General features: G+C 65.8%; 16 protein-coding genes. 9 read left to right on the plus strand and 7 right to left on the minus strand.

What is annotated here, in order from left to right:
- Nucleotides 1-35: 35 nt before the first annotated feature.
- Both acs and JJ959_RS13790 read right to left on the minus strand, forming a co-directional pair.
- Nucleotides 36-1,976: an acetate--CoA ligase gene (gene acs / locus JJ959_RS13785; RefSeq protein WP_292884499.1), complete on the minus strand. Its 1,941-nt coding sequence runs from the start codon at nucleotides 1,974-1,976 to the stop codon at nucleotides 36-38.
- A gap of 122 nt (nucleotides 1,977-2,098) precedes the next feature.
- Nucleotides 2,099-2,704: a RecX family transcriptional regulator gene (locus JJ959_RS13790; protein WP_292884500.1), complete on the minus strand. Its 606-nt coding sequence runs from the start codon at nucleotides 2,702-2,704 to the stop codon at nucleotides 2,099-2,101.
- Between the two features lie 115 nt (nucleotides 2,705-2,819).
- On the opposite strand from JJ959_RS13790, the gene JJ959_RS13795 reads away from it, so the two are divergent.
- A complete protein-coding gene (locus JJ959_RS13795; RefSeq protein WP_292884502.1) occupies nucleotides 2,820-3,656 on the plus strand; it encodes an ABC transporter permease in 837 nt (278 codons plus the stop codon).
- Here the strand turns inward: JJ959_RS13795 and JJ959_RS13800 are convergent.
- Nucleotides 3,646-4,380, minus strand: coding sequence for a Stf0 family sulfotransferase (locus tag JJ959_RS13800; RefSeq protein WP_292884504.1), 735 nt, complete (start codon nucleotides 4,378-4,380; stop codon nucleotides 3,646-3,648). The genes JJ959_RS13795 and JJ959_RS13800 overlap by 11 nt on opposite strands.
- A gap of 188 nt (nucleotides 4,381-4,568) precedes the next feature.
- On the opposite strand from JJ959_RS13800, the gene JJ959_RS13805 reads away from it, so the two are divergent.
- Complete coding sequence (locus tag JJ959_RS13805) at nucleotides 4,569-5,726, plus strand: 2'-deoxycytidine 5'-triphosphate deaminase (protein WP_292884506.1); 1,158 nt, start codon at nucleotides 4,569-4,571, stop codon at nucleotides 5,724-5,726.
- Nucleotides 5,727-5,853: 127 nt separating this feature from the next.
- Here JJ959_RS13805 and JJ959_RS13810 read toward each other — a convergent pair whose 3' ends face one another.
- Nucleotides 5,854-6,024 (minus strand): hypothetical protein, encoded by a 171-nt coding sequence (locus JJ959_RS13810; RefSeq protein ID WP_193184387.1) that lies wholly within the window; start codon nucleotides 6,022-6,024, stop codon nucleotides 5,854-5,856.
- A 275-nt stretch (nucleotides 6,025-6,299) separates the two neighbouring features.
- Between JJ959_RS13810 and JJ959_RS13815 the strand changes: the two genes are divergently transcribed.
- From JJ959_RS13815 to JJ959_RS13830, 4 genes are all read left to right on the plus strand, one after another.
- Nucleotides 6,300-7,475, plus strand: a complete 1,176-nt coding sequence (locus tag JJ959_RS13815; protein WP_292884509.1) for an aspartate aminotransferase family protein — start codon at nucleotides 6,300-6,302, stop codon at nucleotides 7,473-7,475.
- Nucleotides 7,476-7,537: 62 nt separating this feature from the next.
- On the plus strand, nucleotides 7,538-8,440 hold the full coding sequence (gene argF / locus JJ959_RS13820) for an ornithine carbamoyltransferase (protein WP_292884511.1): 903 nt from the start codon (nucleotides 7,538-7,540) through the stop codon (nucleotides 8,438-8,440).
- A gap of 30 nt (nucleotides 8,441-8,470) precedes the next feature.
- Nucleotides 8,471-9,436 (plus strand): Hsp33 family molecular chaperone HslO, encoded by a 966-nt coding sequence (locus JJ959_RS13825; protein WP_292884513.1) that lies wholly within the window; start codon nucleotides 8,471-8,473, stop codon nucleotides 9,434-9,436.
- Between the two features lie 64 nt (nucleotides 9,437-9,500).
- A complete protein-coding gene (locus JJ959_RS13830; protein ID WP_292884515.1) occupies nucleotides 9,501-10,085 on the plus strand; it encodes a hypothetical protein in 585 nt (194 codons plus the stop codon).
- A gap of 55 nt (nucleotides 10,086-10,140) precedes the next feature.
- Here the strand turns inward: JJ959_RS13830 and JJ959_RS13835 are convergent, their stop codons facing one another.
- Both JJ959_RS13835 and JJ959_RS13840 read right to left on the minus strand, forming a co-directional pair.
- Entirely contained in the window at nucleotides 10,141-10,623 is a 483-nt protein-coding gene (locus JJ959_RS13835; protein WP_292884517.1) for a peroxiredoxin, read from the minus strand.
- Between the two features lie 94 nt (nucleotides 10,624-10,717).
- A complete protein-coding gene (locus JJ959_RS13840; protein ID WP_292884519.1) occupies nucleotides 10,718-12,838 on the minus strand; it encodes a protein-disulfide reductase DsbD domain-containing protein in 2,121 nt (706 codons plus the stop codon).
- Nucleotides 12,839-12,983: 145 nt separating this feature from the next.
- Here JJ959_RS13840 and JJ959_RS13845 point away from each other — a divergent pair, with 145 nt between their 5' ends.
- From JJ959_RS13845 to JJ959_RS13855, 3 genes are all read left to right on the plus strand, one after another.
- On the plus strand, nucleotides 12,984-13,574 hold the full coding sequence (locus JJ959_RS13845) for a YqgE/AlgH family protein (protein ID WP_292884521.1): 591 nt from the start codon (nucleotides 12,984-12,986) through the stop codon (nucleotides 13,572-13,574).
- Between the two features lie 100 nt (nucleotides 13,575-13,674).
- Nucleotides 13,675-13,995, plus strand: coding sequence for a type II toxin-antitoxin system RelE/ParE family toxin (locus tag JJ959_RS13850; protein WP_292884523.1), 321 nt, complete (start codon nucleotides 13,675-13,677; stop codon nucleotides 13,993-13,995).
- Nucleotides 13,988-14,272 carry a helix-turn-helix transcriptional regulator gene (locus JJ959_RS13855; protein WP_292884524.1) on the plus strand — a complete coding sequence of 95 codons (285 nt, stop codon included), beginning with the start codon at nucleotides 13,988-13,990 and terminating at the stop codon, nucleotides 14,270-14,272. Before JJ959_RS13850 ends, JJ959_RS13855 begins: the two co-directional genes overlap by 8 nt.
- A gap of 21 nt (nucleotides 14,273-14,293) precedes the next feature.
- Here JJ959_RS13855 and JJ959_RS13860 read toward each other — a convergent pair whose 3' ends face one another.
- The gene (locus JJ959_RS13860; RefSeq protein WP_292884526.1) at nucleotides 14,294-15,493 is read right to left on the minus strand and encodes a M20 aminoacylase family protein; all 1,200 of its coding nucleotides are present in this window, start codon (nucleotides 15,491-15,493) and stop codon (nucleotides 14,294-14,296) included.
- Between the last annotated feature and the right edge of the window lie 60 nt (nucleotides 15,494-15,553).

Raw genomic sequence — 15,553 nt, forward strand, 5'->3', positions numbered from 1 at the left:
TCGCAGGGCCCGCCGAAGCGGGCCCTGCGTAAGGCTTATTTGTTCATCCGGTTCTTGACCAGATCGTCGACCACCGCCGGCTCGGCCAGGGTCGAGGTATCGCCGAGCGCGTCATGCTCGTTCGCGGCGATCTTTCGCAGGATACGGCGCATGATCTTGCCGGAACGGGTCTTCGGCAGGCCCGGCGCCCACTGGATCAGGTCCGGCGAGGCGATCGGGCCGATCTCCTTGCGGACCCAGGCGACCAGCTCCTTGCGCAACTCCTCGGTCGGCTCCAGCCCGGCATTCAGGGTGACATAGGCGTAGATGCCCTGGCCCTTGATGTCGTGCGGATAGCCGACGACCGCCGCCTCGGCGACCTTGTCGTGGGCGACCAGCGCGCTTTCGACCTCGGCGGTACCCATGCGGTGGCCGGAGACGTTGATCACATCATCGACGCGGCCGGTGATCCAGTAATAACCGTCCTCGTCGCGGCGGCAGCCGTCGCCGGAGAAGTAGCGCCCCGGGAAGGTGGTGAAGTAGGTCTGGATGAAGCGTTCATGATCGCCATAGACCGTGCGCATCTGCCCCGGCCAGCTGTCCTGGATGCAGAGGTTGCCCTCGGTCGCGCCGTCCAGGACCTTGTTGTCCCCGTCGACGATCACCGGCTGGACGCCGAAGAACGGCTTCGTCGCCGAGCCCGGTTTCAGCCTGGTCGCCCCCGGCAGCGGCGTGATCAGGATCCCGCCGGTCTCGGTCTGCCACCAGGTATCGACGATCGGGCAGCGCTTCTCGCCGACCACCTCGTGGTACCACATCCAGGCTTCGGGATTGATCGGCTCGCCGACCGAACCGAGGATGCGCAGGCTCTTGCGGCTGGTCGACTTGACCGGCCCGTCGCCCTCGCGCATCAGCGCACGGATCGCGGTCGGTGCAGTGTAGAAAATCGAGACATTGTGCTTGTCGCAGACCTGCCAGAAACGGCTGAAATCCGGATAGTTCGGCACACCCTCGAACATCAGGGTCGTGGCGCCGTTCGCCAGCGGACCGTAGATGATGTAGCTGTGGCCGGTGACCCAGCCCACGTCGGCCGTGCACCAGTAGATCTCGCCGTCGCGATAGTCGAAGACGTACTGGTGCGTCATCGAGGCGAAGACCATGTAGCCGCCGGTGGTGTGCAGGACGCCCTTCGGCTTGCCGGTCGAGCCGGAGGTATAGAGGATGAAAAGCGGGTCTTCCGCGTTCATCTCCGCCGGCGGACAGTCTTCCGAAGCCGCATCGCAGATGTCGTGATACCAGTGGTCCCGGCCCTCGACCCAGTCGACCTTGCCGCCGGTGCGCTTGACGACGACCACGGTCTTGCAGTCCGGGCAGTCTTCCAGAGCCTTGTCCGTATTGACCTTGAGCGGCACCTTGCGGCCGCCGCGCAGGCCCTCGTCGGCGGTGATGACGATGTTGCTTTCGCAATCCTGGATCCGCCCGGCGAGCGCGTCCGGCGAGAAACCGCCGAAGACGATGGAGTGGATCGCGCCGATGCGGGCGCAGGCCAGCATGGCGACCGCGGCCTCCGGGATCATCGGCAGGTAGATCGTCACCCGGTCGCCCTTCTTCACGCCGAGATCCTTCAGCGCGTTGGAGAACTTGCAGACGTCGCGATGCAGCTCGCGATAGGTGATCTTCTTGTCGTCCTTCGGGTCGTCGCCTTCCCAGATGATCGCCACCTGGTCGCCGCGCTCCGCGAGATGCCGGTCAAGGCAGTTCGCCGACGCGTTCAGGGTGCCGTCATGGAACCATTTGATGTGCAGGTCGGAGGCGTTGAAGGAGACGTCCTTCACCTTGGTGTAGGGCTTTATCCAGTCGATCCGCTTGCCGTGCTCGGCCCAGAAGCCTTCCGGGTTCTCGACCGACTCCCGGTACATTTTCTCGTAACCGGCCTCGTCCACATGCGCGGTCTTGGCGAGATCCGCCGGCACCGGAAAATCATGGACTTCCCACATTGTTTCCCCCTCTCTGCTCCGATGCGGATTGCTGACCGCATCCGTCGTGATTCGTTGGGCGCCACTATAGCAATCGTAAGCACGGGGTTAAGCGATTTTTGTGCGCTGCGTTGACGCGGAACTCAGCCGCCGCTTGCGAAATTCAATTCCGCTTCGAGCGCCTCGACACTCTCGGCATCGACCACTTTGGCTGCGATTTCGAAGGGAAAGCCCTGCCGGGCAAGCGCCGCGAGGTCGCGATCTCGGGTCTCCGCGCGCTTTTCCGCGCTGCGAAAGGGACCGATCCTCCGGCGGCGGGCATAGCGGAACGCCGCGTCGAGCTCGCCAGTCCCCTCTTCGCGCACCGCCTCGAGCGCGGCATCGATATCCGCCGAGGCAACACCTTTCTCCATCAGCTTGCGCTGGATCATCCGCGCCGAGCCGCCGCGCGCGGCGAGCGAACGCGCCCGGGTCTCCGCGAACAGCCGGTCGTCGAGGATCCCCGCCTCGCCATAGCGCCGGATCAGTTCCTCCACCATCGCCGCGCCCTCCGCAGGATCGGTGCCGTGATGGGCGGAGGAGACCCGCACACGGCGCATCAGCACGTTGCGCAGGTTCGCCGCCGAGCTCGCATAGCGCTCCAGATACCAGAGCGCGACATTCTTCAGATAGCTCTCGGTGATCCGTTTCGGCACCTTCTTGGCCCGGCGCGGCTTGCCTTTTGCGGCCTCGTTCTGACTGTCGTTCATCGGGTTTCCGGGCGCCCGCGGGTTGTTTCCCGCCGGGCATGCCCCATCTGGTTGCTGTCACTCCACTCGGCGCCTATTGTGCGCGCCGACCGCCCACTCGCCAACGGCCCAGTTCATGACAGACCGCCCGTTCGTCCCGAACGACAACGAGACTTTCGTACCCGTCCCCACCGTCCGCCATGTCGGCCGGGTGAACTGGGTCGGGGTCTGGACGCTCTACGAGAAGGAAGTCCGGCGCTTCCTCAAGGTGATCACGCAGACCGTCTTCGCGCCGGTCGTGACCTCGCTGCTGTTCCTCGCGATCTTCACCCTGGCGATGCACCGCTCGATCGATCTCGGCAACGGGATCAGCTATTCCGAGTTCCTGGCGCCAGGCCTCGTCGTCATGGCGATGATGCAGAACGCCTTCGCCAACACCTCCTCCTCGATCATGATCTCCAAGGTGCAGGGCAATATCGTCGACGTGCTGATGCCGCCGCTCGGGCCGGGCGAGCTGCTCGCCGCCTTCGCCGCCGGGGGCGTCACCCGCGGCCTCGTGGTCGGCATCTCCACCGTCGTCACCATGTCGTTCGCCGTCGGTTTCCACGCCGCGCACTGGCCGGTCGCGATCTTCTTCGCGATCTCCGCCTCGCTCGCCATGTCGCTGATCGGCATCGCCGCCGGCATGTGGTCGGAGAAGTTCGACCATCTCTCCTCGGTGACGAACTTCGTCATCCAGCCGCTCGCCTTCCTCTCCGGCACCTTCTATTCGATCGACCAGCTGCCGGGGATCTGGAACCAGCTCGCGCATCTCAACCCGTTCTTCTTCATGATCGACGGCGTGCGCTACGGCCTGATCGGCTGGTCGGATTCGAGCCCGCTGGTCGGTGCCGCGGTGCTGACGGGGATGAACGCGGCGCTGATCCTGCTCTGCTACCTGCTGCTGAAGCGCGGCTACAAGATCAAGAGCTGACCTCGCGCCGGTAACGCTCGGCCCATTCCGCGCTCTCCGCGTCGGCGAGCTTTCCGGCCCTGATCTCCACCCTTTCCGCGATCGCGGGATCGCGCCCGAGCGCACGGAGCACCTTCGCCAGCTCCGCCTTCGGATCGCGGCTGAGATCGTCGTAATCGACGCGGACCGGCTCGATACCGTGCGCCACGAGCCAGTTCGCCCACCCCGCATCGGCCGCCGTCAGCCGTGCAACGAGATCCGCGAGCTGCGCGGAATCGAATTCGGCCGGTTTCGGCGGCGCCATACGTTCGCGCTCAGAGCCGTCGGCATAACGGTGCCAGAGACCGGTCTGCTGCGCCTTCAGGAAAGAGACCGCCTGCGCCACCTTGTCCGCTCGGGTCAGGTGCACGAAGAGCACTTTCCCGAAGGCCCGCTCCAGCCGCGCCGGAGCGCCGGGAAGCCCCGGATGGATCCGGTCGAGCGCCGCGTCGAGCTCGCCGAACGTCTCCCACATGATACGCACGCCGAAGATACCGGTGTCGCCGGTTCCCTCGCGGATCACAGCGTCGAGATAGGCCCTATCGATCCCGGACGACGAAAGTCCGAACTCCTCGGCATATTCGGCGAGGTCTTCGCGCCGGAAGAAGGAATGCGGGTTCCCCGCCACACCGGTGCCGGCAAGCAGGTCGCAGAGCAGCGTGCTGCCCGAGCGCGGGGCTGAGCAGAGAATAAGGGACTGGTACATCGCCGCGCGTTTCCGCAAAGCCGTTTCGATCCCGCGAATTAACCATCCCGGACCGCGCCAGGCACCCGCGAAGCACAGCCGGGTTCAGCTTTGCCCGGCTCCTGTTGCACGGCGGGCACAAAACCGCTGGTCCCGGCGGGCGCGTCTGCTATTTTGCGCCGGTTACGGACGATTTGGCGGAAGAGACCATGCCCGCAGATGCGACAGCACCCGCGCCGGAAAGCGGCGCAGCGGCCCCGCGCGAAAAGCGCAGCACCGGGATTCTGCCGAGCCAGACGATCCGCGAGATGATCCGGAAAGGCGAGATCTCCTCCGAGACCCCGGTGATCGACGGGCAGATCCAGCCCTCCAGCATCGACCTCCGCCTCGGCAAAAAGGCCTACCGGGTGCGCGCGAGCTTCCTTCCCGGCCGGAACGCCACGGTGCAGCAGCGGCTCGACGCGCTCTCCATGCACGAGATCGACCTGACCGAGGGCGCGGTGCTGGAGAAGGGCTGCGTCTATATCGTCCCGCTGCAGGAAAGCGTCTCGCTGCCGGCCAAGGTCTCCGGCACGGCGAACCCGAAGAGCTCGACCGGACGGCTCGACATCTTCACCCGGCTGATCACCGATTTCGGCACCGAGTTCGAGAGCGTGCCGGAAGGCTACGAGGGCCCGCTCTATGCCGAGATCAGCCCGCGCACCTTCAGCGTACTGGCCCGCACCGGCTCGCGCCTCAACCAGCTCCGCTTCCGCCGCGGCAATCCGGTGGCGAGCGACGCGGCGATGCGGCGCCTTCAGGACAGCGTCAAGCTGGTGCACGGCCAGGACGCCGACATCAAGGAGGGCGTGGCAGTCAGCGTCGATCTCACCGGCGATCCGAAGACCGGGCTGATCGGCTACAAGGCGAAACAACATACCGGCCTGATCGATATCGACCGGCCGGGCGCCTACGAGGTTTCGGACTTCTGGGAACCGCTCTACCGCCTGCCGAACCGCCCGGCGGAGCTGGTGCTGGACCCGGACGAGTTCTACATCCTCGCCTCGAAGGAATATGTCTCCGTCCCGCTCGACCATGCAGCGGAGATGCGGGCCTACGACACCCGCGTCGGCGAGTTCCGCGTGCATTACGCCGGCTTCTTCGATCCCGGCTTCGGCATGTCGGAGGCCGGCGGCGAGGCCACGCGCGGCGTGCTCGAGGTGCGCTCCCACGACGTGCCCTTCGTGATCACCGACGGCCAGGTCGTCTGCCGCCTGGTCTACGAGCCGCTGACCGAGGTCCCGGACAAGATCTACGGCGCCGGCGGCATTGGTTCGAACTACCAGGGCCAGGGGCTGAAGCTCGGCAAGCATTTCAAAGCGGGCTGAATTCGCCGCGTCTGAAGCACAAAAAAACAGTCAGCGCAGCCCCGAAATGCCTCGGCATCCCTGAGCGTCGCTGACTGTCTCGATGGAGCGTGAACGGGCCGGAAGCGGTCGCTTCGGGCCCTGCCGGTCAGACCGTGATGTCGACCCCGCCGGAGGACGCGGCTTGCGCGCCGTTCGACTGGGCGATCTGCTTCGCCGTCTCGACGGCGCTGCTGACGACCTGGGCCTGGACCAGCTGCTGCTGTTTGTCGGACCGGAACGCGAAGATCGCGACGGTCGACTGCACTGGCGTTGTCATGGGCGGACTCCTTTCTGGCACTTCCGCTTTTCGAACCCTGGCACTATAGGGCGCACGGCTTAAGGAGTCATGAAGGATCGTCTTGGATTTTATGGGTTTTCCCACACAAATGAACGGGTCGGGAGGGAAAAACCGGCACTTATTCCGAAGATTCGTCCCCGGGACGGCGGCGCTCCACTACATTCCCCTTGGCGTTCCCCGGATTCCGTGCTTTTTTCGCTTTCCGGCGGCGCCGGGGATCGGTGCCGCCATTTCTTTTTCTCAGGAGAGGAAAGTTGGTTACGACGGTGATGCCCACTTACGGGCGTATAGATATCGCTTTTGAGCGCGGGGAAGGCCCTTATCTGTACAGCACCGAAGGCCGACGATTCCTCGATTTCGCCTCGGGGATCGCGACCAATTCGCTGGGCCATGCGCATCCGCATCTGGTCGAGACGCTGAAGCAGCAGTCGGAGAAGCTCTGGCACGTCTCCAACCTCTACGAAGTGCCGGAGCAGAAGCGGCTCGCCGACCGTCTGGTCGCGAACTCCTTCGCCGACACGGTGTTCTTCGCCAATTCCGGCGCCGAGGCCAACGAAGGCGCGCTGAAGATCGCCCGCAAGTACCAGTGGGAACGCGGCGAGAAGGAACGGCACGAGATCGTCTGCTGCCGCTCGGCCTTCCACGGCCGCACCCTGACGACGCTCTCGGCCGGCGACAACGAGACCTACCGGACCGGCTTCGGCCCGCGCCCGGAAGGTTTCCGCCATGTCGCTTTCGGCAACATGAACGAGATGCGCGAGGCGATGAGCGCGAAGACCGCCGCGATCCTGGTCGAACCGATCCAGGGCGAGGGCGGGATCAACCCGGCGGATGTCGAGTATCTTAAGGCGTTGCGCAAGGCGGCGGACGAGTTCGACGCGCTGCTGATCTACGATGAGGTGCAGTGCGGCATGGGCCGGACCGGCAAGCTCTGGGCCTATGAATGGTCCGGGGTCGCGCCGGATATCATGAGCCTTGCCAAGGGTCTCGGCGGCGGCTTCCCGGTCGGCGCCATTCTCGCGACCGAGAAAGCAGCCTCCGGCATGGCGCCGGGCACGCACGGCTCCACCTTCGGCGGCAACCCGCTGGCGATGGCGGTCGCGAACGCGGTGCTCGACGTGATCCTGGCACCGGGCTTCCTCGAGCACGTGACCGAGATGGGCGAGCTCTTCGCCAAGCGTCTCCGCGATATCGCGGCACGCCATCCGAAGCTTATTTCGGAAGTGCGCGGCAAGGGCCTGATGATCGGGCTCGCCTGCGTCGGCAAGAACACGGATCTGCAGGCCAAGCTGCGCGAGGCCGGTCTCCTGACCGTCGGCGCGGGCGGCAATGTGCTCCGTATCCTGCCGCCGCTGATCATCGAAGAAAGCCATGTCGCGGAAGCCTGCGGCATCATCGAGAAAGTCTGCGCGGACATGGACGCCTCTTAAGGCGCCGGGCCGGTTCCTCTCGCGGGAACCGGCCGCTTCCGCCCCCGAAGACGGAATCCCAAATGAGCGATATCAACCATTTCCTCGATCTCGACCAGATCGACTCCCTCACCCTTCGGGCCATGGTGGACGAGGGTCTCGCCATGAAGCGCGGCGAGGCGGGCACCGAGAAGCCGCTCGCCGGCAAGACGCTGGCGATGATCTTCGAGAAGCCCTCCACCCGCACCCGTGTCTCCTTCGAGGTCGGCATGAAGCAGCTCGGCGGCGACGTCGTCGTACTGAACGCGGCCGACCTGCAGCTCGGCCGCGGCGAGACCATCGCCGACACCGCCCGCGTGCTGTCGCGCTATGTCGACTGCATCATGATGCGGACGTTCAGCGCCGAGAACATCCGGGAAATGGCTGAATATGCCACGGTTCCTGTCATCAACGGCCTGACCGACGCGTCCCATCCGTGCCAGCTGATGGCCGACGTGATGGCCTTCGAGGAGCATCGCGGTCCGATCCGCGGCAAGGTCGTCGCCTGGAGCGGCGACGGCAACAACATGGCCTCTTCCTGGATCCATGCGGCCGCGAAGTTCGGTTTCGAGCTCCGCATCGCCTGCCCTGCCGAACGCAGCCCGGACCCGGCCCTGCTCGCCTGGGCGGAGAAGAACGGCGGCAAGGTCACCCTGCTGCACGATCCCGAGGCCGCGGTGGCCGGCGCCGATTGCGTCGTCACCGATACCTGGGTCTCGATGGGCGACGACACCACGAACGCGCACAATCAGCTCGCGCCCTTCAAGGTGACGGAGCAGCTGATGGCGAAGGCGAAACCGAACGCGGTCTTCATGCATTGCCTGCCGGCCCACCGCGAGGAGGAGGTTTCCTCAGCGGTGATCGACGGCCCGCAATCCATCGTCTTCGACGAGGCGGAGAACCGCCTGCATTCGCAGAAGGCCATCCTGCACTGGTGCCTCTCCTGAGAGACACGATCTGACGACTGAGGACTCATAATGAGCATCGCCGACATATTCGCCGAGTCGGGCCACGATGATTTGCTGCTGCCGTTCCAGGTCAATCCGTTCGGCCTGCGCGGCCGGCTGGTGCGCCTGAACTCGGCCGCCAACACGATCCTCTCGCGGCATGATTATCCGGAGCCGGTCTCGCTGCTGCTGGGCGAGCTGATGACCATCTCGGTCTGCCTCGCCGGCGCGCTGAAATACGAGGGCGTATTCTCGCTGCAGATCAAGGGCGACGGACCGGTGCGCAGCATGGTGGCGGACATCACCAGCGACGGCTATATCCGGGGCTACGCGGCCTTCGACAACGACGCGGTCGAGACCGCTGCGGCTGAAGGCGACCTGACGGTGCCGCGCCTGTTCGGCGGCGGCTACATCGCCTTCACCGTCGACCAGGGCGCCGACATGGAGCGCTATCAGGGCATCGTCCCTTTGTCCGGGCAGACCCTGGTGGAATGCACCCACGCCTATTTCCGCCAGTCCGAGCAGCTCGAGACCGGGATCAATGTCGCCGTGCGCAAGGACGAGTTCGGGATCTGGCGCGCGGGCGCCCTGATGCTGCAGCGCATGCCGCTTGAAGGCGGCGACGCGCCGGAGCCCGGCAAGGCCCGCCCGATGCACGATGTCGACGCGCACGAGGATGCCTGGCGCACCGCGGTGGTGATGCTGAGCAGCGCGACTCCGGACGAGCTCGCCGGCACCCGGATTGCCCCGGACCGCCTGCTGTTCCGCCTGTTCCACGAATCCGGGATCGTCGCCTATCCGGCCCAGAAAATCGTCGAGCAGTGCCGCTGTTCCCGGGAGCGCGTGGAGACCGTTCTGGTCTCCCTCACGCCGGAGGAAGTGCAGGACATGACGGTCGACGGCCTGGTTTCCGTGACTTGCGAGTTCTGCAAGTCGCACTGGGAGTACGACGAACCGGCGCTGGAAAAGCTCAGGGCAAAGTCTTCCGGGAATTGATCACATTCCCGCCCCATATCTTGCGCTAGTATGGGTCATCGACCGGTTTTCCGAGGGGGATCAAATGCGGAAACGTCTTGCGCTGCTTCTTTTCGTCCTGATGCTGCCGCTGCTGTCGGCCTGCGAAACGCCGCCCTCGGCGACCTTCCCGGAACTCACCTTCCGGCACAAGCAGCCGGTCCGGGTGGCGGTCGGTTCGATCGAGGTCTTCAACGAGTTCCGCATTCCCTTTGCGGCACCCAACGTCGAGCACAAGATGCCGGTTGCACCCGGCCCGGCGGCCGAGCGCTGGGGCGCGGACGTGCTGCAGGCGACGGGCGGCACGGACAAGCTTGTGATGGTCATCACCGACGCCTCGGTCACCGAGACGGCGCTGAAGAAGAAGACGGGCCTCACCGGCGCCTTCACCACCGACCAGACCGAGCGCTATGCCGCCCGGATCGCGGTCCGGCTCGAGATCCGCACGCCGGAGAACAAGCGCCGTGCCGTCGCGGAAGCCTTCGCCACGCGCAGCGCGACGATCGCCGAGGATGCCTCGCTCGCCGACCGGGAAACGCTCTGGTACAAGCTGACGGAAGAGCTGATGGACGATTTCGATACGGCGGTCAGGCCGCAGATCACTGCCCATCTCGGCGAGTTCCTGCGCTAGCGGCAGGAGAGAAAACCGGAGCGGCCACGCCGCTCCGGCTCCGGAAGGTCAATAATCAGAGATTCGCGAGCACGTGCTCGGCGCTGGACACTTCGAAGGCCCGCGGCTCTTCGACGAACAGCTTCGTCACGGTGCCGTCCTCGACGACCATGGCATAGCGCTGCGAGCGGGTGCCCATGCCGGCGACCGAGACGTCCATCTCGAGGCCGATCGCCTTGGCGAGTTCGCCGTTGCCGTCGGCGATCATGGTGACCGCGTCGCCGGCTTTCTGATCCTTGGCCCAGGCGCCCATGACGAAGGCGTCATTGACCGAGGTGCAGGCGATGGCGTCGACGCCGCGCGCCTTCAGGTCGCCGGCCTTTTCGACGAAGCCCGGCAGGTGCTTCACGGAACAGGTCGGCGTGAAGGCGCCCGGAACGGCGAACAGAACGACCTTGCGGCCCTTGAAGAATTCCCCCGTGTCGAGATCGTCGATCCCGTCAGCGGTGTTGGTTTTCAGTGTCAGCGCCGGGATCTTGTCCCCAACCTTGATCGTCATGTCTGGTCTCCCCCTATGACGTCCTTGCGGCCGGAGCGGCCGCGGTGATTCATGCTGCTAGAGATAGGGTCCGCCGGCGGGAATGCCAGCACCCTTATCCGCGTGCGTCCCGGATCGCGGTTTCCACCGCCTCCAGGTTCAGAAGTTCCGGCAGCGCCAGACCGGCAGGTGCCGCCGGACCGTAGACTGCATTGAACGGAATACCATAGCGGCCGAAAGATGCGAGATATTCCGCGATGGCGGGGTCGGGCGTGGTCCAGTCCGCCCGCATCGCGACAATGTCGCCGGAGGCGATCCTTTCGGCGATAGCACCATTTTCGAGCACCAGCGACTTGTTGACCTTGCAGGTCAGGCACCAGTCGGCGGTGACGTCGACCAGTACGGTCTTGTCGGCCGAGACGAGCCGCGCGATCTCGCGCCGGTCGAACGGCTGCCAGTCCACCGCGCTCGCCGTCGCCGCCGGCGCCCGGTTATCCCGCGCCGTCGCCTGCACGCCCAAGCCGATCACCGCCGCCAGCGCCAGCATGGCGGTGAGTCCGGCGATACGGCGTCCGGTGCCTTCGTGCCGCGCCCGCCAGGCAAGCGCGACGGTCAGGAGCAGAGCCAGCGCCGCAAGCAGCGCGGCATCGAGCGGCGCGGCAATCGCAGCGAAGACGGTAAAAAGCCAGAGCGCAGTCGCGAGCAGCGCCAGCGCCAGCACACGCCGGAACCAGACCATCCAGGGCCCCGGCTTGGGCAAGGCCCGGGCAAGCCCCGGCAGCAGGGCCACGAGCAGGTAGGGCGCTGCGAGGCCAAGCCCCATGACGGCGAAGACGGTCAGGATTTCCGCCGATCCGCGCGAGAGGGCGAAGCCGACCGCGGTGCCGAGGAAGGGTGCGGAGCAGGGGGTCGCCAGCAGGGTCGCGAAGGCGCCGGTCAGAAAATGGCCGGTCAGCCGCCCCTGCCCGGCATCGCCGCCGGCAAGCCCGAGCGCGGCGAGGCGCTGCGGCAGGTTGATCTCGAAGAGGCCCGCGAGATTGCCGGCGAAGAGCACGAGCACCGCGACCATCAGGGCAAGGAACAGCGGCTGCTGGAACTGGATTCCCCAGCCGACTGCGAGCCCGGCCTGCTTCAGCGCGATCGCCCCGCCTGCAAGCAGCAGAAAGGAGGCCAGAATGCCCGCCGCGGACGCGAGGAAGCCCGTGCGGATCGCCGCCTTGTCGGCACCGCCATATTTCACCGCGCCGACCAGTTTCAGCGACAGCACCGGCAGCACGCAGGGCATCAGGTTCAGGATCAGTCCGCCTAGAAAGGCGATGCCGAGGATCGCCGCCAGCGCGGCCCAGCGTCCGCTCTCCGCCCCCTCGTCCGCCGTGCCGACAATCAGGCTGCGCTCAAGGAAACGGTCGCCGTCGACAAGGGTCAGCGTCACTTTCTCCTCCGCCAGGCGGCCGCCTTCCGGCACCGAGGCCGGAACGGTCAGGACCGCGGAGAGCCGGTCCGGCGCGAAGTCCACCTCGGGCTTGCCGAAGGCGAACCCGGCCCGCGCTTCCGGGAAGACGTCCGGCTCCGTCAGCGGGACCGCGGAGGTGACCTCGACGGCCAACGAATGCGGCACCGGCGAGCCGACCGCGGAGACCGAGGAAATATCGAGGCCGAGGCCGCTCAGATCCTGCGGCACCCGTGCCCGGAAGCGGTCGATCAGCTGCGCGAAGGGCGTCGGTTCCGCCGGACCGGCCGCGATGTCGAGCGCGAGCTTGGCGTTCAGCGGCACGCAGATATCGCTGCAGGCGAGCGCGTTCATGTCGGCGCGGAGCGCGAGCGGCGCGCCCGGCTCCGTCAGGGCGGCGCGGATCGGGATCACCACCTCGTCATGATAGCCGTAGGTCTCCAGCCCGAAGAGACTGAACCGTTCCGGCACCGGCCATTGCCACAGGGCCGCCCCGAAATTCTCCGAGCCGTCCCAGGCGATTTCCGGCGGGAAGCCCGCGTCGCCAGGCGCGCGCCAGTAGATCTTCCAGCCCTCTGCCAGACGGAACTGCAGGCCGAGAGGCACATCGTCGCGCCCCTCCGTCCCGCTGATGGCGGAGATCAGGCGGACATCGGCGAAATCGGTGCTGACCCAGTCCGACGCCCCCTCCGCCGCGCGCGCATCCGGCGCCGACGCGGCGATTGCCGCAATCAGGCCCAGAAGCAGGAGCAGGGTTGGAATGAGGGGGCGCGAGACCCAATTCATAAGCTCAATGTCCGACTTTGTTTCCGGGGGCCTTACACCGCCCCTTCAGGGATATATAGTGGACCTCGGGGCGTACGTCGGTCACATTTTCCGGAACCCTGCGTCCCGGCAGGATCAGAAGGCTGAAACGAGCGGAACCGCAAGCATGACGACTACGGTCGCCGACGAAACCGAGGAAGGCTATCTCACCGGCCAGCTGCTGGTGGCGATGCCGGCGATGCGCGACCCGCGCTTCGCCCGGACGGTGATCTATGTCTGCGTCCATAATGCCGAGGGCGCGATCGGCCTGGTGCTGAACCGGCTCGTCGGCTCGATCGAGTTCACCGATCTGGTCGAGCAGCTCGATATGAATCTCATGGAGGCGGATATCGTCGCCAACCCGCCGGTGCATTTCGGCGGTCCGGTCGATACCGAGCGCGGCTTCGTCCTGCACAGCGCCGACTACCAGAGCGAGGAGACGCTGGACATCGACCGGGAAGTCGGCCTCACCGCCACCGTCGACATCGTCCGCACCATCGCCTCCGGCCAGGGCCCGAAGAACCACCTGCTCGCCCTCGGCTATGCCGGCTGGGGGCCGGGCCAGCTCGACGGCGAGATCCAGGAAAACGCCTGGCTCAACGTGGAGGCCGACAAGGCACTGGTCTTCGACACCGACCTCGACAGCAAGTGGGACCGGGCGCTGAAAAAGCTCGGCGTCGATTCCGCCCTGCTCTCGACGGAAGCTGGTCGGGCTTAGATCTCCGCGCCCCTCATCAAGAAACACGCCAGAACGTCACATTATCGAGCCAAAGCACGATTGCTGCATTGTCTCTTTTTTGATACGTTCTGGATGTTTGATGACATGGTACCTTGAGGTCGACGAACGCGCGGCGAGGGAACTTCGGACTTTTCCGGCCGACATAAAGGCACGCATTTTTCGAGTGGGACAACTCCTGACGGAATTCGGGCCTCAGAACGTCGGCCTGCCCCATGTGCGATATCTGAGACACAAAATCTGGGAGATGCGGGCATCGGGGAAAGACGGGATCGGACGAGCCCTCTACTTCACCGCGGAGGGATGCCGCATTGTCATCCTGAGTGCCTTCGTCAAGAAGACCCAGAAAATGCCGCAGCGGGAACTCGCGAAGGCCCTGAAACGGATGTTGGACAATGGCTAAGAAAATCGCATTCGCAAAGTTGCGGGCGGAACTGCTTGAGGACCCGGAAACCCGCGTCGAATACGAAGCGCTCGAGCTGGAATTCGAAGTCGCGCGAAAGATCATCGCAGCCCGCACAAGAGCCGGTCTGACCCAGCAGGCACTGGCGGAGAAGATGAACACGTCGCGCAGCACCATCGCGCGCCTTGAGGGAGGAAAGACGCTCCCCTCCCTCGAAACGGTCCGTCGCGTCGCGCGTGCGACCGGAACGGAAATCCGGCTCTCGATCCACGCCTGATGCGAAAGACCTGCGGGTCACTCACGCCGCCGGCAGCAACTCGTCCACCAGCGCCATCCAGTAGCCGATCCCGAGCGGGATCGAGGCGTCGTTGAAATTGTAGTCCGGGTAGTGCAGCTTGCCCGACCTGTGGTCCGGCGCTGCGGTGCCCATCCAGATATAATTCCCCGGCCGCTCGTTCAGCATGAACGAGAAATCCTCGCCGGCCATGCAGGGGTCGTGCTCGCGGATCACGTTCGCCGCGCCGACCACGTTCTCGGCGATCCCTGCGGCGACCTCCGCCTCGGCCGGCGGGTTGATCGCGGGCGGATAGTTCTTGCGGTAGTCGATCACCGCCTCACATCCGAAGCCCTTGGCGATACCTTCCGCCAATGACCGGATGCGCGCTTCCGCGAGATCCCTGACCGCCGGGTTGAAATAGCGCACGGAGCCGCCGATCACCGCCTCGTCCGGCATCACGACATAGGCGTCCGAGCCCCTGAACATGGAAACGCCGATCGTCGCGGTCTCGTGCGGCGAGACGTTGCGGCCCGGCACGCTCTGGATCGCGGTGACGAGATGGGCCGCCGCCAGCACCGTGTCGACGCCGTCGTGGGGCATGCCCGCATGGGTGCCCTGGCCGCGCACGGCGATGTCGAAATAGTCGATCCCGGCCATGGTCGGCCCGGCGAGCGGACAGAAGGTTCCAAGCGGCAGGTCCGGCCAGTTGTGCAGGCCCCAGACGCTCTTGCAGTCCGCCTTCTCGAAAAGCCCCTCCTCGACCATCACCCGGCCTCCCCCGCCGCCCTCCTCCGCCGGCTGGAAGATCAGCGCGACGGAGCCGGCGAAATCGCGGCTTTCGGCCAGCAGCTTGGCGGCGCCGAGCAGCATCGCGGTGTGCCCGTCATGGCCGCAGGCATGCATCTTTCCGGGCACGGTCGACGTGTAGGGGTGATCGCCGGTCTCCTGCATCGGCAGCGCGTCCATGTCGGCCCGGAGTCCGATCGTGGGTCCGTCCGCCTTGCCGCGCACGATGCCGACCACGCCCGTCTTGGCGATCCCGGTCAGCACCTCGTCAACGCCGAATTCCCTCAGCTTCTCGGCGACGATGCCGGCGGTCCGCACCTCCTCGAAGCCGGTCTCCGGATGAGCATGCAGGTCGCGCCGCCAGGTGGTGACCTCCTCGTGCAGGGCCGAGATGCGATTGTGGTGGCGGGAGGAAAAGGCGGGCGTCTGGGTCATGGCATATCCGCAAGATGTCGGCGGGTCCGGGCTTGCCGGAAGGAACAGACGGGAAGGATG

This window comes from Nisaea sp. (assembly GCF_017640745.1).
Lineage (GTDB): Bacteria > Pseudomonadota > Alphaproteobacteria > Thalassobaculales > Thalassobaculaceae > Nisaea.